The 26,759-nt window shown below is 59.6% G+C and carries 27 protein-coding genes; 10 read left to right on the top strand and 17 right to left on the bottom strand.

The genetic code is table 11. The features are described 5' to 3' along the window. Positions 1 to 125 precede the first annotated feature (125 nt). Together aptA and JZX89_RS06640 are read left to right on the top strand one after the other, a co-directional pair. On the top strand, positions 126 to 1,460 hold the full coding sequence (gene aptA, locus JZX89_RS06645) for an omega-aminotransferase AptA (protein WP_207133516.1): 1,335 nt from the start codon (positions 126 to 128) through the stop codon (positions 1,458 to 1,460). 144 nt (positions 1,461 to 1,604) lie between these two features. Then, complete coding sequence (locus JZX89_RS06640) at positions 1,605 to 3,425, top strand: methyl-accepting chemotaxis protein (RefSeq protein ID WP_207133514.1); 1,821 nt, start codon at positions 1,605 to 1,607, stop codon at positions 3,423 to 3,425. A gap of 72 nt (positions 3,426 to 3,497) precedes the next feature. On the opposite strand, the gene JZX89_RS06635 is transcribed toward JZX89_RS06640, so the two are convergent. The 4 genes from JZX89_RS06635 to JZX89_RS06620 all read right to left on the bottom strand — a co-directional run bounded on the left by JZX89_RS06635 (position 3,498) and on the right by JZX89_RS06620 (position 6,688). Beyond that, entirely contained in the window at positions 3,498 to 4,283 is a 786-nt protein-coding gene (locus tag JZX89_RS06635) for a L,D-transpeptidase (RefSeq protein ID WP_153517114.1), read from the bottom strand. A gap of 19 nt (positions 4,284 to 4,302) precedes the next feature. Beyond that, positions 4,303 to 5,358 (bottom strand): L,D-transpeptidase family protein, encoded by a 1,056-nt coding sequence (locus tag JZX89_RS06630; protein ID WP_207133512.1) that lies wholly within the window; start codon positions 5,356 to 5,358, stop codon positions 4,303 to 4,305. Positions 5,359 to 5,522: 164 nt separating this feature from the next. Next, positions 5,523 to 6,308, bottom strand: a complete 786-nt coding sequence (locus JZX89_RS06625; protein WP_207133510.1) for an SDR family oxidoreductase — start codon at positions 6,306 to 6,308, stop codon at positions 5,523 to 5,525. Continuing rightward, on the bottom strand, positions 6,305 to 6,688 hold the full coding sequence (locus tag JZX89_RS06620; RefSeq protein WP_174375309.1) for a hypothetical protein: 384 nt from the start codon (positions 6,686 to 6,688) through the stop codon (positions 6,305 to 6,307). The genes JZX89_RS06625 and JZX89_RS06620 overlap by 4 nt, the downstream gene beginning before the upstream one ends. A 97-nt stretch (positions 6,689 to 6,785) precedes the next feature. On the opposite strand from JZX89_RS06620, the gene JZX89_RS06615 reads away from it, so the two are divergent. Continuing rightward, positions 6,786 to 7,376, top strand: a complete 591-nt coding sequence (locus JZX89_RS06615) for a DNA-3-methyladenine glycosylase (RefSeq protein WP_207133509.1) — start codon at positions 6,786 to 6,788, stop codon at positions 7,374 to 7,376. Here JZX89_RS06615 and JZX89_RS06610 read toward each other — a convergent pair. From JZX89_RS06610 to JZX89_RS06600, 3 genes are all read right to left on the bottom strand, one after another. Continuing rightward, entirely contained in the window at positions 7,373 to 7,531 is a 159-nt protein-coding gene (locus JZX89_RS06610) for a hypothetical protein (protein ID WP_080842802.1), read from the bottom strand. The genes JZX89_RS06615 and JZX89_RS06610 overlap by 4 nt on opposite strands. A 222-nt stretch (positions 7,532 to 7,753) precedes the next feature. Further along, positions 7,754 to 7,951: a hypothetical protein gene (locus tag JZX89_RS06605; protein ID WP_035243556.1), complete on the bottom strand. Its 198-nt coding sequence runs from the start codon at positions 7,949 to 7,951 to the stop codon at positions 7,754 to 7,756. A gap of 174 nt (positions 7,952 to 8,125) precedes the next feature. Continuing rightward, entirely contained in the window at positions 8,126 to 9,139 is a 1,014-nt protein-coding gene (locus JZX89_RS06600; protein ID WP_207133508.1) for a substrate-binding domain-containing protein, read from the bottom strand. 258 nt (positions 9,140 to 9,397) lie between these two features. On the opposite strand from JZX89_RS06600, the gene JZX89_RS06595 reads away from it, so the two are divergent. From JZX89_RS06595 to JZX89_RS06570, 6 genes are all read left to right on the top strand, one after another. After that, on the top strand, positions 9,398 to 10,663 hold the full coding sequence (locus tag JZX89_RS06595) for an ABC transporter substrate-binding protein (RefSeq protein WP_207133506.1): 1,266 nt from the start codon (positions 9,398 to 9,400) through the stop codon (positions 10,661 to 10,663). Positions 10,664 to 10,727: 64 nt separating this feature from the next. Further along, positions 10,728 to 11,702, top strand: coding sequence for a carbohydrate ABC transporter permease (locus tag JZX89_RS06590; RefSeq protein WP_174375305.1), 975 nt, complete (start codon positions 10,728 to 10,730; stop codon positions 11,700 to 11,702). After that, positions 11,699 to 12,532 (top strand): carbohydrate ABC transporter permease, encoded by an 834-nt coding sequence (locus tag JZX89_RS06585; RefSeq protein WP_207133504.1) that lies wholly within the window; start codon positions 11,699 to 11,701, stop codon positions 12,530 to 12,532. The genes JZX89_RS06590 and JZX89_RS06585 overlap by 4 nt, the downstream gene beginning before the upstream one ends. Positions 12,533 to 12,542: 10 nt before the next feature. Then, positions 12,543 to 13,571 (top strand): ABC transporter ATP-binding protein, encoded by a 1,029-nt coding sequence (locus JZX89_RS06580; protein WP_207133502.1) that lies wholly within the window; start codon positions 12,543 to 12,545, stop codon positions 13,569 to 13,571. A 57-nt stretch (positions 13,572 to 13,628) separates the two neighbouring features. Next, complete coding sequence (locus JZX89_RS06575; RefSeq protein WP_207133500.1) at positions 13,629 to 14,414, top strand: ThuA domain-containing protein; 786 nt, start codon at positions 13,629 to 13,631, stop codon at positions 14,412 to 14,414. A 6-nt stretch (positions 14,415 to 14,420) separates the two neighbouring features. Beyond that, the gene (locus tag JZX89_RS06570) at positions 14,421 to 15,470 is read left to right on the top strand and encodes a Gfo/Idh/MocA family protein (RefSeq protein WP_149899200.1); all 1,050 of its coding nucleotides are present in this window, start codon (positions 14,421 to 14,423) and stop codon (positions 15,468 to 15,470) included. 243 nt (positions 15,471 to 15,713) lie between these two features. Here the strand turns inward: JZX89_RS06570 and queE are convergent, their stop codons facing one another. The 9 genes from queE to JZX89_RS06525 form a co-directional block, all read right to left on the bottom strand. After that, complete coding sequence (queE, locus tag JZX89_RS06565) at positions 15,714 to 16,469, bottom strand: 7-carboxy-7-deazaguanine synthase QueE (protein WP_207133498.1); 756 nt, start codon at positions 16,467 to 16,469, stop codon at positions 15,714 to 15,716. After that, entirely contained in the window at positions 16,466 to 16,822 is a 357-nt protein-coding gene (queD, locus tag JZX89_RS06560; RefSeq protein WP_207133496.1) for a 6-carboxytetrahydropterin synthase QueD, read from the bottom strand. Before queD ends, queE begins: the two co-directional genes overlap by 4 nt. Beyond that, positions 16,822 to 17,532: a 7-cyano-7-deazaguanine synthase QueC gene (gene queC, locus JZX89_RS06555; protein ID WP_207133493.1), complete on the bottom strand. Its 711-nt coding sequence runs from the start codon at positions 17,530 to 17,532 to the stop codon at positions 16,822 to 16,824. Before queC ends, queD begins: the two co-directional genes overlap by 1 nt. Positions 17,533 to 17,678: 146 nt before the next feature. After that, positions 17,679 to 18,812, bottom strand: coding sequence for a Gfo/Idh/MocA family protein (locus JZX89_RS06550; RefSeq protein ID WP_207133492.1), 1,134 nt, complete (start codon positions 18,810 to 18,812; stop codon positions 17,679 to 17,681). A 22-nt stretch (positions 18,813 to 18,834) separates the two neighbouring features. Continuing rightward, on the bottom strand, positions 18,835 to 19,599 hold the full coding sequence (locus tag JZX89_RS06545) for a sugar phosphate isomerase/epimerase family protein (protein ID WP_207133483.1): 765 nt from the start codon (positions 19,597 to 19,599) through the stop codon (positions 18,835 to 18,837). 58 nt (positions 19,600 to 19,657) lie between these two features. Continuing rightward, the gene (locus JZX89_RS06540) at positions 19,658 to 20,746 is read right to left on the bottom strand and encodes an ABC transporter ATP-binding protein (protein WP_207133481.1); all 1,089 of its coding nucleotides are present in this window, start codon (positions 20,744 to 20,746) and stop codon (positions 19,658 to 19,660) included. Between the two features lie 5 nt (positions 20,747 to 20,751). Beyond that, positions 20,752 to 21,693, bottom strand: coding sequence for an ABC transporter permease subunit (locus tag JZX89_RS06535; protein WP_174375296.1), 942 nt, complete (start codon positions 21,691 to 21,693; stop codon positions 20,752 to 20,754). Beyond that, positions 21,686 to 22,588, bottom strand: coding sequence for a carbohydrate ABC transporter permease (locus tag JZX89_RS06530; protein ID WP_207133479.1), 903 nt, complete (start codon positions 22,586 to 22,588; stop codon positions 21,686 to 21,688). Before JZX89_RS06530 ends, JZX89_RS06535 begins: the two co-directional genes overlap by 8 nt. A 144-nt stretch (positions 22,589 to 22,732) precedes the next feature. Continuing rightward, positions 22,733 to 23,965 carry an ABC transporter substrate-binding protein gene (locus JZX89_RS06525; RefSeq protein WP_153517097.1) on the bottom strand — a complete coding sequence of 411 codons (1,233 nt, stop codon included), beginning with the start codon at positions 23,963 to 23,965 and terminating at the stop codon, positions 22,733 to 22,735. Positions 23,966 to 24,215: 250 nt separating this feature from the next. On the opposite strand from JZX89_RS06525, the gene JZX89_RS06520 reads away from it, so the two are divergent. After that, entirely contained in the window at positions 24,216 to 24,938 is a 723-nt protein-coding gene (locus JZX89_RS06520; protein WP_207133477.1) for a CPBP family intramembrane glutamic endopeptidase, read from the top strand. A gap of 66 nt (positions 24,939 to 25,004) precedes the next feature. Here the strand turns inward: JZX89_RS06520 and JZX89_RS06515 are convergent, their stop codons facing one another. Further along, entirely contained in the window at positions 25,005 to 26,435 is a 1,431-nt protein-coding gene (locus JZX89_RS06515) for a mannose-1-phosphate guanylyltransferase/mannose-6-phosphate isomerase (protein ID WP_207133474.1), read from the bottom strand. Positions 26,436 to 26,759: the final 324 nt, after the last annotated feature.

The raw sequence follows: 26,759 nt of genomic DNA, 5'->3' as shown, positions 1-26,759 counted from the left end.
GTTCGAAATATCGAAAACCTGCCTTTTCGCCTATAGCATTTTCAATGACTTGGCCACAGTGAGAAAAGGGCTTGTTCAGTCTGGAAAATAGCTTTCAATCATCGGCAACGAACAGGAGAACCATGATGGACAACCCCAGCCGATCCAACTCCACCTCGCTTGACAGCTACTGGATGCCGTTTACCGCCAACCGGCAGTTCAAGGCCAGCCCGCGCCTGCTGGTCAGCGCCGAGGGCATGTATTACACCAGCGATGACGGCCGCCAGGTTCTCGACGGAACGGCTGGCCTCTGGTGCGTCAATCTCGGCCACGGCCGCCAGCAGATCGCTTCCGCCGTTAAACATCAGCTTTCGACCATGGATTACGCGCCCTCCTTCCAGATGGGCCACCCCGTCGCTTTCGAATTCGCCGAGCGGCTGGCGGAAATCGCTCCCGGCCCGGAAGGTGCAAAGCTTGATCGCGTCTTCTACACCGGCTCCGGTTCAGAATCGGTCGATACGGCCCTTAAGATCGCCATCGCCTATCAGCGCGCCATCGGCCAAGGCACCCGCGGCCGCCTGATCGGCCGTGAGCGCGGTTATCACGGCGTCGGTTTCGGCGGTATCTCGGTGGGCGGTCTCGTCAACAACCGCCGTGTTTTCCCGCAAATCCCCGCCGACCATCTGCGCCACACCCACGATCTGGCGAAAAACAGCTTCGTCAAGGGCCAGCCCGAGCACGGCGCCGAACTTGCCGACGATCTGGAACGGCTGGTCGCGCTGCATGGTGCTGAAACCATCGCCGCCTGCATCGTCGAGCCGGTGGCCGGCTCCACCGGCGTGCTGGTGCCGCCGAAGGGTTATCTGGAGCGCCTTCGCGCCATCTGCGACAGGCATGGCATTCTCCTCATTTTCGATGAAGTCATCACCGGTTTCGGCCGCGTGGGCGCATCATTCGCCAGCAACTACTTCGGCGTTACGCCTGACATCGTCACCACCGCCAAGGGTCTGACCAATGGCGCGATCCCCATGGGCGCGGTCTTCACCAGCCGCAAGGTGCATGATGCGCTGATGCATGGCCCGGAAAGTCAGATCGAGCTGTTCCACGGCTATACCTATTCCGGCCATCCCGTCGCCTGTGCCGCCGGCATCGCCGCGCTCGATATCTACCGCGACGAAGGCCTCTTTACCCGCGCATCCGAATTGCAGGATGTCTGGCACGATGCCATCCATTCTCTGAAGGGCCTGCCAAACGTCATCGACATCCGCACCATCGGCCTCATCGCCGGCATCGAGCTGCAATCGCGCGATGGCGCCATCGGTGCGCGCGCCTATGACATCTTCACGGATTGCTTCGAGCGTGGCCTGCTTGTCCGCGTCACCGGCGATATCATCGCCCTCTCGCCGCCGCTGATCGCCGAAAAATCCCATTTCGATGATATCGTCTCAATCCTCGGCGACGCGCTGAAACGCGCAAATTAAAAGTATAAAGTCCTAATATAGGAAAGGCTGCAATAGAAATTGCAGCCTTTTTTTCGCTTTTATCAAAGCAAAGCGTACATAGATCATTTATTAAGCATGTTCTATTATTTTCCCGCAGTATAACCAACAGCGCGGGAACGTCCCATGGCGTCGATTCAGAAAAAGATAATATTGGCTAGCATTGCAATCTTTTCCATCACCGGCGCCGCCACGGGCGTTGGCATGTGGGCAACGGAAACGCTAAACCGTAATAGCGAATATGTCGCACTTTCGGCAGAAGTGCTGCGCAACCACATGCAGGCGGACATGATGCATGATGCATTGCGCTCCGACGTACTTGCCGCCATTCTTTCCACCAATGCCAGTATGGGCCTCGATCTCAAGGCGGTTGAGGCTGACCTTGGCGAACATGAAGCCAGCTTCCGCGAAATGATCGAGGCCAACAGGTCTCTCTCAGCTGGCACAAACGTCAAAACCGTGATCGACGGCGTCGAAAAACCGCTGCTCGCTTATATGGACGCCGCCAATGCGGTTGTCGGCCTTGCCGGCTCCAGCCCGGAAGAGGCGATCAAGCTGATGCCTGAGTTCATGCGGCAATTTTCGGGGCTTGAAAAAGCGATGGAAACGGCCGGCGACCAGATCGAGGCCCTGTCCGATGCCGCCTCGGCCGAAAGCGAAAAAACCAAGGAGACCATCAACCTTGCCTTGAAGGGCCTGCTGGTTCTGGCGGCAATTTTCTCCGCCGGGCTTTTCCTTCTCACCCGCAAATCGGTTATCCACCCCATCCTGCAATTGTCAAAGAATATGGAAACATTGGCGGGCGGCGATACATCTCAGCCACCCTCCGGCATCGACCGCAAGGACGAGATCGGCTCCATGTCCGTCGCCGTTGAAGTCTTCCGGCAGGCGGCAATCGCCAACCGGGTGCTTGAAGAACAGGCGGCAGCGGCCCGCCTGCAGGCGCAAGCCGATCAGGAAGCCGCACGCCAGCAGGCCGAGGAGGACGCTTCCGAACGATTGCGCATTGCCACATCAGGCCTCGCTAGCGGTCTGAAGCGGCTGGCTTCGGGTGATCTGGCCTTCCAGCTCGATCAGGCCTTCGCCCCGCAATTTGAAGCCCTGCGGCACGATTTCAACAGTTCTGTCCGGCAGCTGGCCGAAACATTGTTTGCGATTTCCGATGGTATCGGCACGATCGACGGCAGCAGCCGCGAGATTGCCGCCGGCGCCGGTGACCTTTCCCGCCGTACGGAAAATCAGGCAGCCTCCCTCGAACAGACCGCCGCAGCGCTCGAGGAAATCACGGCCAATGTCTCAAACGCCAACAAACGCACTTCTGAGGCGCGGCTTGCCGCCACCGACGCCAACCACAGCGCCCTGAAATCGGTTGAGGTGGTGAGCCACGCCGAAGAGGCGATGCGCCGCATCGAGACATCGTCGCGGCAGATTACCGGCATCATCGGCGTCATCGACGAAATCGCTTTCCAGACTAATCTTCTGGCGCTGAATGCCGGGGTGGAGGCCGCCCGCGCCGGTGAGGCCGGTAAGGGCTTTGCCGTGGTGGCACAGGAAGTGCGCGACCTCGCCCAGCGTTCCGCAAAGGCCGCAAGCGAAATCCGCGACCATATCCGCCAATCATCGGCAGAAGTGGAAAGCGGCGTGAAGCTGGTTCTCGATACCGGTGCGGCGCTGAAGGATATTGGCGAGCGCATCGCCGGCATCGACCAGCACATGACCGCGATTGCGACATCAGCCGCCGAACAATCGACGGGGCTTGCAGAAATCAACGCCGCCGTGAACTCCATGGATCACGCCACCCAGCAGAATGCGGCGATGGTGGAACAATCCACCGCCGCCTCGGCAACGCTTGCCGCCGAAACGGCAAAGTTGCGCGCGCTGGTTTCACGTTTCCGTCTGGATATGGAGGATGTCGGCGGCCACGACATCATCCGTCACGTGGCCTGAGGCGGAAGCATTGCGCTGCCATTCGCCCATCATTTCCAGCCGCCGATTTCAGCGGCTGGAAATTTTTGTCTATCAGTAGGTCTGGACCGGCTGCGACAACCCGTCGCCAACCACGCCATTGCCATATTGGGCAACGGGCACGCCTTCCTGACCGATCGGCACGCCCTGCTGCGCCGGGCCAAGCGCCGTCACAACGATCGGCGTACCATCCGGCACGCGGTTATAGAGATCGACGATATCCTGGTTGATGAGGCGCACGCAGCCTGATGATACCGACTTGCCGATGGTCCACCATTCGGGCGAACCGTGCAGACGGTAGATCGTGTCCTTGCCGTCCTTGAAGATATAGAGCGCACGCGCACCGAGCGGGTTCTTGAGGCCCGGCTCCATGCCGCCGTTGCGGCTGCTGTACGGCTCCAGTTCCGGCTGTCGGGCGACCATCTCGTCAGGCGGCGTCCAGCGCGGCCATTGGCGCTTGTACTGGATGACGCCGCGGCCGGACCATTCGAAACCGGCGCGGCCGAGACCGACGCCGTAACGCATGGCCTGACCGTTCTCATAGGTGAGATAGAGGAAATGGTTGGCGGTATCGACGACGATAATACCGGGGCGCTCGCCTGTCGGATTGGCCACCATCTGCCGCAGAAACTGGCGTGGAATGCGCTTATAGGGAATTTCCGGCAGCGGAAACTGCTCGTCCGGCTTGGGGCCGTACATCAGCGCATACATCGGGTCGTCGGCGGGGGCGGTCGGCCGTGCGGCTTCGCGCGCCGTGGTGTTACAGCCCGCAAGGCCGGCAAGCGCCAATCCACCTGCTCCAAGCAGGAAACCCCGCCGGGTCGTTGTCGTGTCGTTCAATTGAAAAACCTCATTTACGTCATCTCACACTGGCAAAGGGGTCTGCCAGCGCCGCATCGGGGCGGCTGATAGGGTACTTCGTGCCGGAAACCTGCGATGCCATGGACTTGGCGCCGCTGGATTTCAGAATGGCACGGAAGCTCGGATGCATGCCGCCGTCTACATACGCGCTGAGAGGGGCGGAAGTTCCCTCGTTCATCGCGGCGGCAATTTTTTGTTGTTCCTCGGCCAGTTTCGACGCCACAGCCGGGTCCGGCTGATTGATGGCTGGCGGGCAGGCGGCCAGCGGATCGGCGGGCTCACCTTCGGCAAATTCGCTGTTGAAGACATAGCGCCGGCCGCAGACGGAGACCTTGGGCTGGCGACGCGTTACCTCGAAATAGTCGTAGCCTTCCTTGAGTGTCTTCCAGAAAGGCATGTTGGGATCGTCGCGATTGGCCACCATGTTTCTGGCGCTCATACGGAAAGGATAGGCCTGCACCTGAAAACGATCCTGCCCGCCCTGCAGAGCGCGCGCCACGACGGCGTAAATCTCGCCGACCTGCTGGTCGGTCATGGCGTAGCAGCCGGACGACGAACAGGCGCCGTGCACCATCAGCGCCTCGCCGGTGTAACCGAGCGCCGATTCCAGCCGGTTGGGATAACCGAGATTGAAGGAGACGAAATATTGCGAATTCGGGTTAAGCATGCCGGCCGAGACATGATAAAAACCTTCCGGCGCCTGCCGGTCGCCGGTCTTCATCTTCGGCCCGAGCTTTCCGGACCAGCGGCACATGGGATAGGTCTTGAGCAGCGCATAACTTCCGGTCTTGTCGATCTTCCAGACCTCAAGCTCGCTTTCCTGCTTGAAAATGCGAACGAGGACGGGGCTTTCCGGCCGCATGCTCTTGGCGGACATCTGCGCCATCATCTTGGACGACAGCTTCGGCGGGTCTTTCTTGACACTATCAAGACCCATGGAGGTGCACGCGGCAAGACCCGCGCCGATCGCAACGACCGCAGCCACTCTTACCCCCGCCATCACCTTCAGCCGTAACCCCGCAACCGCGAAATCCAGCAATGCCTTCATGTCCATGGATCGTTCTACCCGACTGATTTGCCCGCCTTTCCGGCAGACGCTTAACTAGCGAAGGTGGCCATAACGCGGCAACCTCGCCCATGGACAAAGTCTCGTGAACAGACGTTACCCTTTCGTTAATCATAGGGACACAAGCCCGTGAGGGGCGCCGGACGATCCGCCTATCGAAGCAGCCCCTGCCCGCCGTCGATCCAGACCGGCGTGCCGGTAATGTGGCGCGACGAATCGGATGCCAGGAACCCGATCAGCGCGGCGACATCGTCGCTCGTGCCTGCGACGCCTCCCGTGATCGGAATATCTCCGGCAGGAAAACGGACCTGCACTTCTGTCTTTTCGCGTCCGCGTATATCGGTGTTTTCGTCGATTGCCGTTTCGATCTCGCCGGGACAGACGGCATTGACGCGAATGCGGTGCCGCCCAAGCTCCAGCGCCAGTTGCTGGGCCATGGCGAGCTGCCCGGCCTTGGTCACGGAATAGGCGGTAGCACCGGGCGAGGTGAAGGTGCGGGTGCCGTTGATCGACGAAACGATAACGATGGAGCCGCCACCCGCCGCCTTCAGATGCGGCACGCTGGCATGCACGGTGAGATAGGTGCCGCGCAGGTTGATGCGGATCGTGTCGTCCCACTCGGAAGGCTTCAACTCATCGATGGGCGCCCAGACGCCGTTGACGCCGGCATTGGCCACCACCACATCCAGACGACCGAAGCTTTCCACCAGCGCTGCGACGGCATGTCGCATGGCCGCTTCGTCCGAAACATCGGCGACAAGGACCTTCGAAGAGCCGGATGCGGCTTCTATATCAGCCGCTACCGCTCGCAATTCGGATTCGGTGCGACCGAGCAGGCCAACCGAAAAACCTTCCGCGGCCAGATGGAGGGCGGCGGCGCGACCGATGCCGGAACCCGCGCCGGTGATGAGAGCAACTTTGCGATCAGCCAATATCACAGCCCGCCTTTTCTGGAGGCTATCGAGGTGACGGTGGCCGAAACCGGATCGCTGGCTGGAAAGCTGTCTTCCAGTCCCTCATCCAATTCTTCTTCCAGAATATCGCGATCCTTCGCGGTGCGGGCGCTTGCCTGACCATGCGGAACATCACCCTGCGCCGTTCCCAGCGCGGAAAATTGCGACGACGCATCAGCGCCGTGGCGGGTGCCGAAAGCCGTCAGCTGAACCATCACTGCGCTGGCGCGTTTGATGGCCTCGGCATCATCGATGCCCTCCAGCCCATCGGCGAGACGGACGGAAACCTGATCGCCATCGCTGCCGACGAACTCGACGGATATGACGCCGTTATTGCGTTTTACATAGGTCGTGGAAAGTTGCATGACATGCCCTCCGGTTTGAAATGCATCGGCTTAGCCATCCGATGCGGTAACACTGAAACCTGAATTCACAACGATGGCAGAGCGGAAGGGGTTCCAGATGAATCAGGCCTTTAGCCCGGAAATGCAGGCGAGTTTCTTCAAGCGTGACGCGCTGGACGTGGCCCGCGCGCTCATCGGCGCGGAATTTCGCGTCGGCAATGCCGGCGGCATCATCGTGGAAACCGAAGCCTATCATCCCGACGATCCGGCATCCCACGCCTTCAACGGGCAGACGCCTCGCAACAGGGCAATGTTCGGCCCGGCCGGCCATCTTTATGTCTACCGGTCCTATGGCATTCACTGGTGCGCGAATTTCGTCTGTGCGCCCGGCTCCGCCGTGCTTCTGCGCGCCATCGAACCTCTGACCGGCATGGACATGATGAAACTGCGGCGCGGAACCGACAAGCCGAAACTTCTTTGCTCAGGCCCCGGCAGGCTCTGTCAGGCAATGGCCATTACCGGAGACATGGACGGCATGCCGCTCGATGCCCCGCCGTTTCTTCTACGGTTGCCGAAGGAAGCCGCCGCCATTACCAGCGGCAGGCGCATCGGCATCAGCCGCGCGGTGGATTATCCATGGCGCTTCGGGCTTGCAGGCTCGACCTTCATCAGCAAGAAGTTCGAAAACCTCGAGAATAAAGCCGTCTAGAGGACTTTTGGCGGCTGATCGTTTTCGTCGGGATTGGGGGTTGGAATTTCATCCGGCAGCCTGTCGGGTTCCGGCTCTTCCACAGGCGGAATATCCGGCTGCGGCGGCACCGGCATTGGCGGTTCGGGATAAGGTTCGACGGGAACGGTCGACATCGCGGCCTCCTGATATAAATGCGCGATCCAAAACAGATTGCGCTTTCATCTATCGGGACAACGCGCCTGCGCCGTCGCCATTCAGGCGGCGCAACATAAGAATTCGCCCATCGGTCATATGCCGATCAGGTCCCTTCGGTCCGGTTGCGCCGCCCCGTGGTTATACAGGGAAACGCCGGGACCGGCGGTCCGTTCCGTTTTTAGGAAGCTTTTTGCGGCGGCTCAGGCAAAACCGAGCGCGCTGCGGGAAATATCGCGGTTTTCGCAATAATCTCGGGAATGGGCCTCATGGCCATGCTCACGGGCTGTCGAACGGGTCAGTTCCGGGCTTGGAACATTGAGCAGCGCGTCGGCGTAAGTGCCGGTCGCTTCCACGTCATCGATCACAGGCTGCTGTTGCGGTTTTAAAAATTCAAACATCCGTCGTCCTCCTTCGACACGTCCCCTCAACGCGCCGGCCCAAGTCCTGTTCCATAACGAACACGACTGCTTCGATTATACATGAGATGTTGCTGCCGTATAGATGACGAAAGGCGAACGCTATCAACTGACGTTCACAAAATGGAGTGGAATCAGTGAGCTATGCCGACAAGTTCAGGCAGGCCCGACCGACTCCCTTAAGATCAGCTCCACCGGCCATAATTCCTGAACCTCGCGCACGGGCCGGCCGCCGACGATCTGCAACAGCAGGTCCGTCACCCGCATGCCGGCCATGCGCATGGGCGAGCGGGTGGTGGAGAGCGGCGGCATCATGCTTTCCGGTGTCAGATAAGGAAACACGTCATCATGAGCGATGACGGAAACGTCCTTGCCGATGATCAGCCCCATCTGGGTTGCAGCGCGATAGACCCCCTGCGCCGTCATCATCGCACCCGCCACGAAGGCTGTAGGGCGCGGCGTCTGCTCCAGAAGCGAACGGGCAAAACGGAAGGCCGCCTCTTCGCTGAAATGCTCGCTCATCATGAAACGCGAATCCGGCGCGATGCCGTGGGTCGCCAGCGCATCGCGAAAACCCTGTTCTCGATCCTGCACGAAGGTACGGCCGACCGGACCATTGATAAGGGCAATCCGCCTGTGTCCACGCTCCAGAAAATGGATCGTCGGGCGATAGGTCACGTCGTGATTGTCGATATCGAGCCAGGCATGTTCGAAGGTTGTCTTCGAGCGGCCATGCACGATGAAAGGTACGCCCAGCCGGTTGAGCAGCGCAATGCGCTCATCCTCCGGTCTTGGCGAATGCACGATGATGCCATCCACCCGTCCGCTCGATGCAAGCCGGCTGAAAATCGCCAGCTCCTCGTCAAGATCATTGTCGACCGTCACGCTGACGAGGATGTCGGTCTCTTCCCCTTCCAGCCGGGTCGCCATTCCGCCCATGAATTCCGAAAAGAAATGCCCGCCGCCTGAACGACCCATAACGACGCCGATGGCGCCGGCCCTGCCGGTTGCCAGCCTGACCGCGTTGGCATTGGGCCGGTAGCCGTATTTCAGCGCAGCCTCCATCACCCGCTGCCGCGTTTCCTCGCGCACCTCGGGATAGCCGCCCAGCGCCCGGCTGACGGTGGTAGGCGACAGCCCGACCTTTTCTGCGAATTCCTTGAGCTTCATGTTTTTTGCCAATTTGCCCCTGCATGCGTTGCCGCTGCAGATTTTTCAAGCCGACAAAAATTGAAAACGATTTCAATTTTCCATCTCCTGAAACCTTACAGTTGGCGTTCTTGAAAGGCAAACGCCTAAAAATTGCAGGAGAAATCGCCCGATTAGAAAGAGTATTGACAGATTGCCCGGCTTTTGCGAGCTTCCTTTCAGTCAAAAGCGCTTTCAATTTTGAGGATGATCGAGAGCGTCAACGGAGGAGTTTTGACAATGAATATTTCCATGAAGACTTTGTTCCTGTGCGGAGCCGTGTTTTCTGCCGCCGTTTCCGCGCAGGCTGCGGAAATTTCCATCGCCGCCAATTCGACCGGCAAGAACGTCGCATTTTTCAAAGAGCGGATCGCCGCCTTTGAAAAAGAGACCGGCCACAAGGTCAATCTCGTCACCATGCCGTCTTCATCCAGCGAACAGTTCAGCCAGTACCGGCTGTGGCTTGCCGCAGGCAACAAGGATGTCGACGTTTACCAGACCGACGTGATCTGGGCGCCGCAGCTGGCCGAGCAATTCGTGGATCTGACCGCAGCGACCAAGGATGTCATCGGCGATCATTTCCCCTCCATCGTTGCGTCGCAGACCGTGGACGGCAAGCTCGTCGCCATGCCGATGTTCACCGACGCGCCGGCGCTGTTCTACCGCAAGGATCTTCTGGAAAAATACGGCAAGCAGCCGCCGAAAACCTGGAAGGAACTGAGCGAGACCGCCAGGGAAGTTCAGGACAAGGAACGCGCAGCTGGCCAGAAGGACCTGTGGGGCTTCGTTTTCCAGGGCAGCGCCTATGAGGGCCTGACCTGCAACGCGCTGGAATGGATCGCGTCGGCCGGCGGTGGACACATCGTCGAAACCAACGGCGATATCTCCATCAACAACGAGAAGGCCGCAGCCGCGATTGAAACAGCCAAGGGCTGGGTCGGCGCCATCGCGCCGCAGGGCGTGCTCGCCTATAAGGAAGAGGAAGCGCGCGGCGTGTGGCAGACCGGCAATTCCGTCTTCATGCGCAACTGGCCCTATGCCTATGCGCTTGGAAACGGCGCCGATAGCGCCATCAAGGATAAGTTCGGCGTCACCCCGCTTCCGGCCGGTGCTGAAGGCGAAGCCCCAGCCTCGACACTGGGCGGCTGGAACCTTGCCGTCTCGAAATATTCTGCAAATCAGGAGGCGGCCATTCAGCTCGTGAAGTTCATCGCATCCAAGGAAACCCAGAAGATGCGTGCCGTCCAGCTTTCCAACATGCCGACTATCGCTTCTCTCTACGACGACAAGGATGTCGCGGCCGCACAGCCCTTCATGCCCACATGGAAGCCGATCTTCGAGACCGCCGTTCCCCGCCCCTCCGCCTCGGCCAAAGTGAAATATAACGAGGTTTCGGCCAAGTTCTGGGGCGCGGTTCACAACACGCTCTCCGGCAACGGCACGGCGGCGGAAAATCTCGAGTTGCTCGAGGTTGAACTGACCGATCTCAAAGGCAACGGCTGGTAATCCGGCCCGCGCGGGCAGCGGTCTCATTTGGCCGTTTCCCGCGCCCCAACCGCGAGATATATCCATGAACGACATTGCCCTTCAACGACCGGTCGCGGCATCCGGCACCGGCTCCGACCTGCAATCGGAACGCCTGAAATCCGCCTGGCTGTTTCTGGCCCCCACATTTCTGGTGCTTGGGCTAGTGGCCGGCTGGCCGCTGGTGCGCACCGTCTGGTTCAGCTTCACCGATGCGTCGCTTACCAATCTCGAGGGTGCGCAATTCGTCGGCCTCAAGAACTACCTCACCTGGATCACGCTCAGCAGCGGCCGCACCATCTATCGTGGCTTGCTTGCCGATCCCGCCTGGTGGGGCGCGGTTCTCAATACGCTGAAATTCACCATTCTTTCCGTCAGCTTCGAAACCGTGCTCGGCCTCATCGTCGCGCTGGTGCTGAACGCCGAATTCAAGGGGCGCGGCTTCGTGCGCGCCGCCATCTTGGTCCCATGGGCCATTCCCACCATTGTTTCGGCGCAGATGTGGGCGTGGATGCTGAACGACCAGTTCGGCATCTTGAACGACCTGTTCCTCAATCTCGGGCTGATCTCGCAAAAAATCGCCTGGACGGCCAATCCGGATACTGCGATGGTCGCCGTGCTGATCGTCGATATCTGGAAGACAACGCCCTTCATGGCGCTGCTCATCCTCGCCGGCCTGCAGATGGTGCCGAAGGATATGTATGAGGCGGCCAAGGTGGATGGCATTCATCCGGTCAAGGTGTTCTTCCGCGTCACCCTGCCGATGATCCGCCCGGCGCTCATGGTCGCCGTCATCTTCCGCATGCTGGATGCGATGCGCGTCTTCGACCTCATCTACATCCTGACGCCCAACAACGCCCAGACCCGCACCATGTCCGTGCTGGCGCGCGAGAACCTGTTTGATTTCGACAAGTTCGCTTACGGTGCTGCGGCCTCCACCATGCTGTTCCTCATCATCGCCTCGATCACGGTCATTTATATGTGGCTCGGGCGCGTCAACACCGATGGAGCCGCGCGATGACCGTCACCGATATCGTCAAGACCACAGCCTTTTACGCCCTGGTCGCCATCATCATGGTGATCTCGGTATTCCCGTTTTATTATGCGATCCTGACCAGCCTGAAATCCGGCTCGGCGCTGTTCCAGGTCAATTACTGGCCGCGCGAATTCTCGCTGACCAATTACAGCTTCGTCATCGGCAACGGCACGTTCCTGCGCAATCTCGGCAATTCGCTGTTCGTTGCATCTTCAGTCGTCGTGCTGTCGCTGTTCCTTGCGGTGACGGCGTCCTATGCGCTGGCCCGTGTCCGTTTCCGGGGCCGCGCGCTGCTGCTTCTCACCATCCTGTCGGTTTCGATGTTCCCGCAGATCGCCGTTCTCGCCGGCCTGTTCGAACTGATCCGCTGGGCGGGCATCTTCAACACGCCCTTAGCGCTGATCTTTTCCTACATGATCTTCACCCTGCCCTTCACGGTGTGGGTGCTGACAACCTTCATGCGCGACCTGCCGATAGAGATCGAGGAAGCAGCGATTGTCGATGGCGCGACGCCATGGGTCATCATCACGCAGGTCTTCATGCCGCTGATGTGGCCGGCGCTGGTCACGACTGGGCTTCTCGCCTTCATCGCGGCGTGGAACGAATTCCTCTTCGCGCTCACCTTCACCTCGTCGAACGAGCAGCGCACGGTGCCGGTCGCCATCGCCCTACTTTCCGGCGGCTCGCAGTTCGAAATCCCCTGGGGAACGATCATGGCGGCCTCCGTCATCGTCACCGCCCCGCTCGTCGTCCTCGTTCTGATCTTCCAGCGACGCATCATCTCCGGCCTCACCGCCGGCGGCGTCAAAGGCTAGGAGAAATCTCATGACCACCATTCAACTGCGCGATCTTCGCAAATCCTTCGGCGCCTTCGATGTCATCAAGGGCATCGACATGGATATCCGCTCCGGCGAGTTCATGGTCTTCGTCGGCCCCTCCGGCTGCGGCAAGTCCACGCTGCTGCGCCTCATCTGCGGGCTGGAGGAAATTTCCGGCGGCACGCTTTCCTTCGATGGCGAGACGGTCAACCGCCTGCCGCCCGCCAAACGCGGCGTCGCCATGGTCTTCCAGTCCTATGCGCTTTATCCACACATGACCGTGTTCGAAAACATGGCCTTCGGCATGAAGCTATCAGGCGCGGACAAGGAACAACGGAAGAAGCGCGTCGAAGCGGCAGCCGAGATGCTGCAGCTCACGCCCTATCTGGAACGCCTGCCGAAGCAGCTTTCCGGCGGCCAGCGCCAGCGCGTCGCCATCGGCCGCGCCATCGTGCGCGATCCGAAGGTGTTTCTGTTCGACGAGCCGCTTTCCAACCTCGATGCGGCATTGCGCGTTGCCACGCGTCTGGAAATCGCCAAGCTGCACCGCTCGATGCATGACACGACGATGATCTACGTCACGCACGACCAGGTGGAGGCAATGACGCTCGCTGACCGCATCTGCGTGTTGCGTGATGGCCGCGTCGAGCAGATCGGCACGCCGCTGGAGCTTTACGAAAGCCCTGTCAACACCTTCGTCGCCGGCTTCATCGGCTCGCCGAAGATGAACTTCCTCACAGGCAAATATGCCGAGGCGGAAGGCGCGGCGACCATCGGCATTCGCCCCGAACATATCACCGTCACCACCGGCGAGAACGGCTGGAGCGGCGAGATCGTGCATTCGGAAATGCTGGGATCGGACAGCTTCATCTATGTCGAGATCGGCGCTGGCGAACCCATCGTCGTGCGCGAAGAGGGCGTGACCGATCGCAAGGCTGGCGAGCGCATCACGCTCGTGGCCGATGCGGCGCAGATCCATCGTTTCGACAATCAAGGCCAGGCGCTGGCCCGCAATCCCGTACGCGGCGCTGCCTGAAATTTCAACTTTCGCCGGGATCACCCAAGGTCCCGGCTTTCACCGAGGAGCATGACAATGACCATCAACACCGTTGTATGGGGCGAAAATATCCACGAACACATCAATGAGACGGTGCGTTCGATCTATCCAAACGGCATGCACAACACTATTGCCGATGCACTGAACCAGAACCCTGAGATCAACGCCACCACCGCCACGCTGCAGGAGCCGGAACATGGCCTGTCGCAGGAGCGTCTCGACAAGACCGACGTTCTGGTCTGGTGGGGCCACAAGGACCATGGCGCGGTTCAGGACGAGATCGTCGAGCGTGTCGCCAAGCGCGTCTGGGAAGGCATGGGCCTCATCGTCCTGCATTCCGGCCACTTCTCCAAGCCGTTCAAGCGGTTGATGGGCACGCCCTGCGCGCTGAAATGGCGTGAGGCGGGCGAACGCGAGCGTCTGTGGACCATCAATCCACGTCACCCGATCGCCGCCGGCCTGCCGGAACATTTCGAGCTGGAAAACGAGGAAATGTATGGCGAGCAGTTCTCCGTGCCGGAGCCGCTGGAAACCGTGTTCATCTCTTGGTTCCAGGGCGGCGAGGTCTTCCGTTCCGGTCTCACCTGGCGTCGTGGTGCCGGCAATATCTTCTATTTCCGCCCCGGCCACGAAACCTATCCCACCTATCACGACGCCAATGTCCAGAAGGTCATCAGCAACTCGGTAAAATGGGCCTATAATCCGGTCGGCGCACTGACGAGCATCCATGCCGCACCCAATGTTCCAGTCGAACAGGCGCTGGAGCCGATCGAGGAACGCGGCCCCAAGCTGCACAAGGCAGGCGAAGCAGGTTACAGGTAAACAGCCATGAGACTTCTCATTCTCGGAACCGGTGGCATGGCCAACAACCATGCCACCTATTTCTCGCAAATCCCCGGCGTCGAACTGGTCGCGGCGGTGGATGTGGACGATGTGGTGGTGCGCGGCTTTGCGCTCCGCCACAACATCCCGCTCTCCTTCACCTCGCTGGATGACGCCATTGCCTGGGGTGAATTCGACGCGGCAGCGAATGTCACGCCGGATGCCATCCACCATCCCACCAGCCTGAAGCTGCTGGCGGCCGGCAAGCACGTCTTCTGCGAAAAGCCGTTGGCGGAAAACTACGCCAAGGCTGCCGAAATGGCCGATGCCGCCGAAAAGGCCGGCCTCGTTGCCATGGTCAACCTCACCTATCGCAATGTCGCCCCCTTGCAGGCGGCGCGCGAGATGGTGTTGGCCGGCAAGATCGGCAAGGTCCGCCATCTCGAGGCCTCCTATCTCCAGAGCTGGCTCGTCTCCAAGGCCTGGGGCGACTGGATGACGGAGAGCAAGTGGCTTTGGCGGCTTTCCACCAAGCACGGCTCGAATGGCGTTCTCGGCGATGTCGGCATCCACATTCTCGACTTCGCCTCCTATGGCGCGGGAAGCGATGTGGAACGCATCTTTACGCGGCTGAAGACCTTCGACAAATATGAGGGCAACAAAATCGGCGTCTACGACCTCGACGCCAATGACAGCTTCACCATGACCGCCGAAATGGAAAACGGCGCCATGGGCGTCATCCACGCCAGCCGCTGGGCGACGGGTCACCTCAACGAACTTCGCCTGCGCATCCATGGCGATAAGGGCGCGCTGGAAGTCATCCACACGCCAGACTATTCCAGCCTGCGTGCCTGCATTGGCGAGGATGTGGAAAAGGCGATCTGGAAGACGATCGATGTCGACCCCGTACCGACGAATTACGAAAAATTCGCCAAGGCCGTCATGGAAGGCGGGCCGGCCGATCCGGATTTCCGCCACGCGGCCAATCTGCAGAAGGTGCTCGATCTATCTATCATCGCGGATCGGGAGAGGCGCGAGGTGGCTGTTTCAGCTTGATATGAAAGAACAACATGCGGCAAAACGTTGCCGCATGTTTCTTCTCCCCGCCGGGGGAGAAGGTGGCCCGAAGGGTCGGATGAGGGGGCAACGTTGCCGTAACTCACTGCCCTTGCCCCCTCATCCCGCTGCCGCGACCTTCTCCCCCTCGGGGAGAAGAAACAAGCGGCTTCCACTCGCTCAATACATTGTGCGCTTCTTGAGGATGCAAGCTACAGCGTGGAATTTCACTCCCGCGCAGCTTCACACCCCGCGCTTATTCCCCCACAACAACACATGCAGTTGCGGCAGCACTCGCGCCGAAAACCAGCGGTCTTCGCTGACCTTGTCCACCAGCCACAACATCCGGTCCATCACCCCGTCGATATCCACGCGCGCATCGTCATCATCCGGCGGCGGCGGGGTATGGTTGCCGGGCTGGAGATAAACCGGCAGGTTCGGGAAACGCGCGGATGCCGCTTTGGCATAGGCATAATCCGCATCGTCAAAAACCACGATCTTCAACGCCACCTGCGGTCCATCGCCGGCGGCGGCGAGACAGTTTTCGAGAGCCTGCCAGTCCGTTTCCATGCCGCTCGATGGCGGTTTAGGGCTCAGCACCAGATGGTCGAGATCGGCAAACCAGTCTTTGGCGACACTGCCCTGCGTTTCCAGCGCGAAACGATAACCCCCGCCCTGCCCCTTGGCGATCAACGGCCCAAGCGGCTGGATGGCCGGATTACCGCCTGACAGCGACACCGTCAGCGGCACGCCGCCCGAAAGCCGCCGCACCTCCTGCCAGATCGCCTCGACCGGCATCGGTATCCACGTCTCGCGGTAATCGCTATCGACGGCATGCAGCGTATCGCACCAGGAACAGCGGTAGTCGCAGCCACCGGTGCGCACGAAAACCGTTGGCAGACCGATCAGCGGCCCCTCACCCTGAATAGTGGGGCCGAAGATTTCGCTGATGCGGATCGGGGGGGCCTTGGCTGCAATCTTTTGTGCAGCCGCCGTCATGGCCGATATTCCGCCCAGGTCTTGGCGGTTTCGCTGACCCGCACGGCGCTGGTTTCCGGCAGTCGATCCTTGCACCAGTCGTAAAAATGCTTCGCAAGGCATTCCGCCGTCACCCGGTCATGGCCGAGAACATCGTTCAGATGGCGATGGTCGAACTGGGCGTCGATGTAGTGCTTCAGCGGCGCAAGCTCGTGATAGTCGCGCACGAAACCGTGCTCGTTCAGCGCTTCGCCCTTCAGTTCCACCTCGACGATGTAGTTATGGCCATGCAGACGGCTGCACTGGTGATCGGCGGGCAGGCTTTTCAGCTGGTGCGAAGCGGAAAAGTGAAATTCCTTGGTGATGCGAAACATCAGCGCACCTCCTGTGCCGCAAAGGCGTGGGTGGCCGCCACCCAGAAATCCGGGTCTTCATAATCGGTCGGGTCGGTAACGCCGGCCAGATGAAAAGCCTCGCGCCGCTCCACGCAGGTGCCGCAGCGGCCGCAATGGGTGAGGCCGCCCTTGTAACAGGACCATGTTTCGCCAAAGGGCGTTCCGTATTTCACCGCATCGGTAACGATTGCCGCCTTCGAGACGGTGACGTAGGGCGCAAACAGGGTGACATCGGCATAACCTTCCAGCGCATGCGCCTGCATGGCGTTGAAACTGTCGATGAAGCCCGGACGGCAATCGGGATAGATGAAATGATCGCCGCCATGCACGGCAATCGCCACCGCATCCGCCTGCTGTGCAGCGGCAAGGCCAAAAGCGATGGTGAGCATGATGGCATTGCGGTTCGGCACGACGGTGGAGCGCATGGTCTCCTCCGCATAATGGCCATCAGGCACGTCGATATCATCAGTCAGCGCCGAGCCGGTGAGATGCGCGCCGATGGTTCTGATATCGATGACATGATGCTGCACGCCAAGGCGCGTGGCGCAACTGGCGGCGAAATCCAGTTCCTTCTTGTGGCGCTGGCCATAATCGAAGGAGACGAGAGCGAGAAGTTCGTGTTCCGCCGCGATTTTATGGGCAAGCGAAACGGAGTCCAATCCGCCGGAGCAGATGACGATGGTTTTCATAAGTTGGGATCCCTTGTTTTGACCGGGTGGGCTGCGACCGGATTACAGGGGGCGGCTTTACAGCAAAGTGCTGGATTTGTGAAGGGCTTTGCCAAAAACACAAAAGCGGCGAAGTCACCTTCGCCGCTTTCCAATCGCTTTATGGCTTAACGCAGCAGCGCCTGCGCTTCCTCGATGCCGAGAGCGGCTGGCTGGGTGCACGTCGTCGTCATCTCGATGAAACGACCTTCTTCGCCTGACTTCAGGATCGAGGTCATCACGTCGATGCCGTGCAGGGAACGATCCAGCGAGCAGCGGGCATCCCGGCCTTCCAGAATGGCAATCGCCATATCGGCAAGGCCGGCCGTGCGATAATTGGCGCGCGGGCCGTTCGGGCTTTCCTGATTGGAGACGCCGAAGGGATGCGCCCAGTCTTCCAGCGGCTGGATATCCTTATCGCGACCGCTGGCTTCCACCACACCGCCGAAGAAGTTCGGGTCCGGCACGTAGATCGAGCCTTCCGTGCCGTAAAGCTCCATATTGGCATGGCGATGCGACCACACATCCCAACTGGCCGAAAGCGTGATCGTCGCGCCGTTCACGAATTCCAGCAGAGCGTGGATATTGGTCGGCGTTTCCACCGGGATGATTTCGCCGTTCAGCGGCTGGCTGGTCACCGTGCGGGTGGGGTTGGCCATTGTCGTCAGCGCACCGACGCGCTTGACCGGGCCGATAAGGTTGATGAGGTTGGCGACATAATAAGGACCGAGATCGAGGATCGGCCCGCCACCCTTCAGGAAGAAGAAGCCGGGATTGGGGTGCCACATCTCCATGCCGGGGCTCATGACGTGGCATGTGCCTGAGGTGATGCGCCCGACCTTGCCGTCATCGATATATTGCCGGGCAAGCTGATGCGAACCGCCAAGGAAGGTATCTGGTGCGCAGCCGACGGAAAGCTTCTTCTCGCGGGCGATCCGCCGCAGTTCTTCGCCCTCTTCCAGCGATAGCACCAGCGGCTTTTCCGAATAGACGTGTTTGCCCGCTTCGAGTGCTGCTTTCGACACCGGGAAATGCGCGGCGGGAATGGTGAGGTTCACCACCACGTCGACTTCGGGGTTGGCGAGCAGTTCCTCGATGGACTGCGCGACAACGCCGAATTCTTCCGCCCGCAGTTCGGCGGCATTGCGGTTAAGGTCGGCGCAGGCCAGCACCTTGATGCCCTTGAAGAGCGGCGCCAGCGAGAAATAAGCAGACGAGATGTTGCCGCATCCGATGATGCCGACGCCAAGATCCCTTTGCATGATGAAAACTCCGGATTGAGACTTAATAGGTTTTGAACGAGGCGATCGAGCGGGTGATCAGCCGGTCGATATCTTTCGGATTGTCGTGCTCGACCACGAAATGTTTCGTGGCGGATTTCGCCTTCAGCGCGGCAATGAGACCCTTCCAGTCCACGGTGCCGTGACCGACATCGGCCCAGCCATCTTCATCCGCGTTTTCGCCTGCGGGCGCGATATCCTTCACATGCACGGCGGTGATGCGCTTGCCGTAACTTTCGATCCAGGCAAGCGGATCGGCGTTGCCCCTGATAATCCAGGCGATATCCGCTTCCCACTTCAGGTCCGGCCCGCCGGCAAAAATCTGCTCCTGCGGGGTGGAGCCATCCTCGAGCGCCTTGAATTCGAAATCGTGGTTGTGCCAGCCGAAGGTCAGCCCGGCATTCACGAAGGGCTTGCCGGCTTCCTGCAGGCGCTTGCCAAAGGCGAACCAGCCGGCCGCATCCGCGGGGCGCTGGTCGGGCATAAGATAGGGGCAATAGATCGCCTCCACGCCGAGAACTTTCGCAATATTGAGCGCCTTTTTCGGATCGCCTTCCAGAAGGTCGAGGCCGAAATGGCCGGTTGGCATGGAAAGACCGTTGGCGTCGAGTTCGGCGCGCAGAGCCTTCAAACCGGCCTCATCCAGCGACGCATACATGGCGCCGTAACCTTCGACCTGTTTGTAACCCGCCGCCGAGAGCTTCTTCAAAATATCGGAAAAAGGCTGGAAATTGCGGGCGCTGTAAAGCTGAAAACCGAGTTCTGTCATTGTCTCCTCCATAGAGATTTTGCGTCTTGGGATTGTGTGTGGGGGAATTACCGAGCCTCTAAAGCCGATCCTCGCTCTCGGCGTCGAACAACGAGGCCATTGTCAGGTCGAGGCCGAGGCGAACCTTGGTGCCGGGCGAAAACCGCCGGTGGCCGCCGACGCGCACCGACATGGTGTGGCCGGCATGTTTCAGCCAGATCAGATTGTCGGCGCCCATCGGCTCCTCGATATCGACCACCGCCTCATGCACCTCGCCACTGAGGATATCGGCATCGACACGCACATGTTCGGGACGAACGCCGAGAACCACGGCGCGGCCGGCGGTGAGCGGCGTTTCCGGCTGATAACCATCCAGCGAGAAGGTGACGCCATTGGTGGTGAACACCACCTTGCCGTCCTTTTCGATCAGCTCGCCGCGCAGAAAATTCATCGACGGCGAACCGATGAAGCCGGCGACGAAGAGGTTCCTCGGTTTGTTGTAGATCGTGACAGGATCGGCCAGCTGCTGGATGACGCCGCTTTTCATGATGGCGATGCGATCCGCCAGCGTCAGCGCCTCGATCTGATCATGCGTCACATAAATCATGGTGTTCTTCAGCGCCTGGTGCAGGCGCTTGATCTCGACGCGTAGTTCCGAGCGCAGCTTGGCGTCGAGGTTGGAGAGCGGTTCGTCGAACAGGAACACGTCAACATCGCGCACCAGCGCCCGGCCGATCGCCACGCGCTGACGCTGGCCGCCGGAAAGTTCGGCGGGCTTGCGCTTCAGCAGCGGCTCGATCTGCAATATGCCGGCGGCCCGTTTGACGCGCCGGTCGATTTCCTCTTTCGGCACCTTCGCGACCTGAAGGCCGAAGGAGAGGTTCTTCTCCACCGTCATCTGCGGATAGAGCGCATAGGACTGGAACACCATGCCGATGCCGCGATCCTTGGGTTCTTCCCAGGTGACGTTGCGGTCCTTGATGAAGATCTGCCCGTCGGTCGGCTCCAGAAGCCCGGCGATGCAGTTGAGAAGGGTCGACTTGCCGCAGCCGGAAGAGCCGAGCAGCACGAGGAATTCGCCGTCGTAAATATCGAGATTGAGGTCTTTCAGCACGGTAACGGCACCGAAGGACAGGGAAAGATCGCGGATGGAAACGCTTTTGTTCATATAACTCAACCTTTTACTGCGCCTGCGGCAATACCGCGGACGAAAAGCCTGCCGGAGACGAAATAGACGATCAGCGGCACGGCACCCGTCAGAAGGGTTGCGGCCATGTTGACGTTGTATTCCTTCACGCCCTGCACGGAGTTGACGATATTATTGAGCTGCACCGTCATCGGGTAATATTCCGGCCGCGTGAACACCACGCCGAACAGGAAGTCGTTCCAGATGCCGGTCACCTGCAGGATCATCGCGACAACGAAGATCGGCAGCGACATGGGCAACATGATGCGGAAATAGATTTGCCAGAAATTGGCGCCGTCGATGCGCGCCGCCTTGAACAGTTCTTCCGGCAAAGAGGCGAAATAATTGCGGAAAAGCAGCGTCAGGATCGGCATGCCGAAGATGGTGTGCACGATGACGAGGCCGGTCAGCGTGCCATAAACGCCCATTTCCCGCAGCACGATGACGATCGGATAGATCATCACCTGATAGGGGATGAAGGCGCCGATGATGAGGATCGAGAAGAACAGCTCCGACCCCTTGAATTTCCAGTTGGCGATCGCGTAGCCGGTGACGGAGGCGACGGCGATCGAAATGATGACGGAAGGCACGAGAATGCGCACGGAGTTCCAGAAGCCGCGCGAAAGCCCGTCGCAGTTCAGGCCCGTGCAGGCATTCGCCCAGGCCTTGACCCATGGTTCGAAGGTAATTTCCACCGGCGGCGCGAAGATGTTGCCGAGACGGATTTCCGGCATACCCTTCAGCGAGGTGACGACCATCACGTAAAGCGGCAAAAGGTAATAGGCGGCGGCGACGAACAGCATGCCGTAAAGAATGATGTTTCGGCGGGAGAAGGTTTTTCTCGGTTTCCTGCCACGCGGGCCGGAAAGGTCGCTCGCAACCGCATCCGTGGCAACGGCCACCGTGTTCAATGTGCTGATATTAGCCACGCTTCTTGCCTCCGAATTCGAGGTAGGCCCATGGAACGACGATGATCGCGACGGTGAGAAGCATCATGGTCGAGGCGGCAAAACCCTGCCCCAGATTTTGTGCCTGAAACATGTAGTCATAGACATATTTCGCCGGCACCTCAGAAGCGATACCCGGCCCGCCGCTGGTCTGCGCCACAACCAGATCGTAGACCTTGACGATGCCGCTGGCGATGATGACGAGGGTGGTGATGAAGACAGGTCGCATCATGGGAATGATGATGAGGATATAGGTCTTCCACATCGGAATGCCGTCAACACGCGTCGCCTTCCAGATATCCTCGTCTATGCCGCGCAGACCCGCCAGCATCAGGCACATGACGAGCCCGGTGCCCTGCCAGAGCGCGGCAATCAGAATGCCGTAGATGACGATCTGCGAATTATAGAGCGGATCGAAGGTGAAGCTTTCCCAGCCCATCGAGCGGACCACGGACTGGATACCGAATTCCGGGTTCAACAGCCATTGCCAGACAAGCCCGGTAACAATGAAGGACAATGCAAAGGGATAGAGGAAAATGGTGCGGAATGTATTCTCGAACCGGATTTTCTGGTCCATCAGCGCCGCCAGCACAAAGCCGATGACAAGGCTGAAGATCAGCGACAGAATGCCATAAATCGCCAGATTCTGAATGGAAATGATCCAGCGCGGCGCGGCCCATAGCCGTTCATACTGGTCGAAACCGATGAAACTGGCGCGCGGCAGAAGCTTGGAATTGGTGAAGGAATAAATCACCGTCCAGACCGTGCCGCCGAGGAAGATCACCATGGCGGTCAATATCATGGGGATGGAGGCAATCTTGGAATTGAGATTGCGAAAAAGCTGATTGGGACGCCTGGAGCGCGTTTGACTTGCCATGTTACCTCCTCCTGTAACGTTACAGTTAGCGGTCAGGCAAAAGCCTTGCCGCATCAAACCCCTGCCCGTGCTGATACTTATTCCACAGACCTGAGGCTGGAGAGGGGGAGCGGCGAACCGCTCCCCAACCCGGAGAGATCACAATCAGTCAGCCGCACCGATGAGGTCCGCGAAGCGCTTCTGGCCATCTGCCGCCGACATCGAGCCGGCGAAGAATTCCGCCATCAGGTCTTCCTTCTGTTTCTGCGTATCGGCGGAAATCAGCTGGTCGGTGCTGGTGAGCGCATTGCCTTTGGCCAGAATTGCCAGACCCTTTTTCATGCAATCATTGGCGGCGTTGAGATCGACGTCGCCGCGGATGGGCAAGGAACCCTTCTTCAGGTTAAAGGCGACCTGCGTTTTCGGATCGACGATGGTTGCCGCCAGCACGTCCTGCGCCTTGGTTTTCGCCTCGTCTTTCAGGACCGGGAAATAAAAGGCGTCGCCGCCCGTGGTGATGTAGTCGTTGAGGCCGAGACCCGGCAGGCAGGAATAATCCGTACCGGCCTTCTGATTGGCCAGCTGGAATTCACCCTGCGCCCAGTCACCCATGATCTGGCCGCCGGCTTTGCCTGTTATGACCATGTTGGTGGCCTGGTTCCAGTCCTGAACATTGGTGCCCTTGGCCATATCGCGGGCATCGACGGCTGCTGCGAAAATCTTCGCCATATCAGGGCCAGCTGCCGCCTCGGCATCCTTGTCGCCATAGACTTTCTGATAGAGGTCCTTGCCGCCGATCGAAAGCGTCAGCGTGTCAAACAGGCCGTTGGCCTGCCATGCCTGCCCACCGAGCGCCAGCGGTTGGATACCAGCCTTTTTCAGCGCCGGTGCTGCGGCAACGAATTCGGTCCAGTTCTTCGGAACCTCGACGCCCGCCTTCTTGAAGGCTGCGTTGGAAAGCCACAGCCATTGCCAGGAATGGATGTTGACCGGCGCACAATAGATCTTGCCGTCGATCGTGCAGCTGTCGAGCAGGCTTGCCGGTTTGATGACGTCTTTCCAATTGCCCTTTGCGGCAACGTCGGAAAGATCACGCATCAGGCCGGCCTGCACCAGCTCTTCCGCCTGTCGGCCATGGTTGAACTGGGTAGCGCCCATCGGGTCGCCGCCGGTGATGCGGCTGATCATGATCGGACGGGCAGTGCCGCCCGAACCGGCAATCGCACCATCCACCCATTTATTGCCTGTCGCATCGAAAGCCTTGGCGAGTTCGGCGACCGCTGCGGCTTCGCCGCCCGATGTCCACCAATGGGTAACTTCCAAATCGGTAGCCCCAGCCATACCCGCCGGTATAATAACACTGGCCAAAAAGGCCGCAGAAATAACACGCATTCGCATGAGTCTCCTCCCTCACTGAAACGTTGCAGTAGGAACGTATGCGAAGATTTTTGATTAGGCAACCGCCCAAAACACGAATCTCGCCGTCGCTTTCGCGAGGCGTTTCAGAGGGCCCGAAAATGCGGAATGACTGGCCGAAACACGGAATCGCGCGGCGTAACTTACCGGCAATGCCGATCCTTTACCGTGTTGGAACGGACTTCACCCCGGCACAAGACCGGGCGGGCCAAGGCAAACAGGCAAAAAGACCATGAAACGTTTGCATATTCTTTTGATCATCGGTTTGGCCGGTGTCGCATCGCTTTTACTGGCGGGGTTCGAGCAGCTTGCGCCGGGCGTGCAATTTTCACTGGCGATGCGCCTGTTGATGCTGATCCAGCCGGCAATTCTGACCGTCGCGGCGGTCGCGGTCGGCCAGGCTCTGGCCGTAAAAGTCGGGTTTGGCGCGCCGCTGGTCGATGCCTGGCTGCAGGGAGGCAATCTCAGCGCAATACTACGAAGGCAGGTGCCGCCCGCACTACTGGTGGGTCTCGCCGTCGGCCTGCTGATGATCGCCTATGCGCGGGTAATCCTGCCATCGGTCACGGATGCGGCGACCATGGCAAAGATGACCGCTTTTTCCGTTCCGCTGACAACCCGAATTCTTTACGGCGGCATCACGGAAGAGTTGCTGACCCGATGGGGCCTGATGTCATTTTTCGCATGGGCACTCTGGCGCTTGGGCAGCAAGGGTGAAGTCCGGCCGGCCATTTTATGGGCCGCCATCGTGTTAGCCGCCACCCTATTCGCCGCCGGCCATCTGCCGCTTCTGTTTACGATTGCCGCTCAGCCGCAGCCGTCGCTGATCATTACAATTCTGCTCGCCAATTTTATCCCCGGCCTATTGTTCGGATGGCTGTTCTGGCGTCGGGGACTGGAGGCAGCAATGTTTTCCCATGCCTTCGCCCATTGCGTGAACGCGCTGGCATCCTGAACGAAGAAACGGCAGTCTGCCCGACTGCCGTTTTTCGCTATTAGATATAGCTCTAGCGCACAACATCTATTGCCGCTTGTAATCATCCTCGATGCGAATGACATCATCCTCGCCGATATAGGCCCCGGTCTGGATTTCCACCAGTTCGAGCGGGATTTGCCCCTCATTGGCCAGCCGGTGCGGCTGGCCGATCGGGATATAAACCGACTGGTTTTCCGTGAGCAACTTCGTCTCTTCGCCAATCGTCACCGTCGCTGTTCCCTTGACGACGATCCAGTGTTCCGAGCGGTGATAATGTCTCTGAAACGAGATGCGGTGGCCGGGATCGACCGTGATGTGACCGACACGGTAGCGCTTATCCACATACATGTGTTCGATGTATCCCCAGGGGCGATAAACACGTTTGTGCGCTTGCGTTCGCGGCGCATAGTCGCTGTCCTTCAGCGTCTCCACCAGACCCTTGACATCCTGCACCCGGTTTTTCGGCACCACCAGAACCGCATCCTTGGTGGCCACCACCACCAGATCCTTCGCGCCCACCACCGTCGTCAGCAATTGCGTGGAATGAATGAGGCAACCCTCGGAATCAATGAAGACGCCATCGCCTTCCAGCGCATTGTCGTTGCCGCGCTTCTCAGCGATCTCCCAGATCGCGTCCCAGCTGCCGATATCCGACCAGCGAAAATGGCCATGCACCACCGCCATGCGTTTGGTTTTTTCGATCACCGCATAGTCGATGGAGTTTTTCGGCGAGGCCTCAAAGCTTGCCTGATGCAGGCGCACAAAGCCAAGGTCGCTTTCATATTGCTCGACCGCCTGCGTTACCGCCGCCAGAATCTCCGGCGCGAAGGCCTTGAGTTCGGCGATCATCACGTCGGAGCGGAACAGGAAGTTGCCGGAGTTCCACAGATAGCCCTTTTCGAGATAGGAAATTGCCGTCTTTACATCCGGCTTTTCCACGAAGGCATCGACGGTGCTGAGATCGGCCTCACCGTCGATCGCCTCGCCCGGTTTGATATAACCATAGGAGGTGCGCGGCTCGGTCGGGACCAGACCGAAGACGACAATATTACCCTGATCGGCGGCCTTGGCCCCGAGTTTCACGGAATCGGAAAACTTGTCGGCATCGAGCACCACATGGTCGGCGGCGAGCGCCAGAACCAGACAACCGGGCTCGCGGCGTTCGGCCAGCACGGCGGCGGCAGCCATGGCGGCGGCGCTGTCGCGGCGGGCAGGTTCCAGCACCACCGTTGCCGGCAGATCGATCTCTTCCGCCTGACGGCGGGCGAAGAAACGGAAATCCTCGTTGGTGATGACAAGCGGTTCGGCATACAGCCCCTTGTCACCCACCCGCATCAGCGTCTGCTGATAGGTCGAAAGATTGCCGACCAGCGGCTGGAACTGCTTGGGCAACTGGTCACGCGAAACAGGCCAGAGCCGCGAGCCCGCACCGCCAGCAAGAAGAACCGGCGTGATCTTTCGAGAGTGTTCCTTCACAATAAAACCTTTCCAACTCTAATAAATTTCCCGGCGCGCCGGACAATATACATATTTGCCAATGCCGCCATCATCGGTTCACGGGCACACAAGCGCAAGCTCATAAATTCGCTCTGTGAAAGCTTGGTGAACGGATGGCGGGCATTGGGAGCACATGCCGATTGCCTGCGGACCCATCCTGCTAACGCCGGGGCAAACGCGAGGTTCCGCCTGATCCGCCGCGTCGATGACGCAAGGGATCGCGGAAATTCATCTGCCAACCCGCTCCCCAAAATTGAACCATATCGACTTAATCGATTGAAACGTCCGTAAAATTCACTCGTG

The sequence above is a fragment of the Agrobacterium burrii genome (assembly GCF_017313405.1).
GTDB lineage: Bacteria > Pseudomonadota > Alphaproteobacteria > Rhizobiales > Rhizobiaceae > Agrobacterium > Agrobacterium burrii.
The sequence above is the reverse complement of the archived record's forward strand: the minus strand, read 5'-3'. Positions and strand labels throughout refer to the sequence as shown.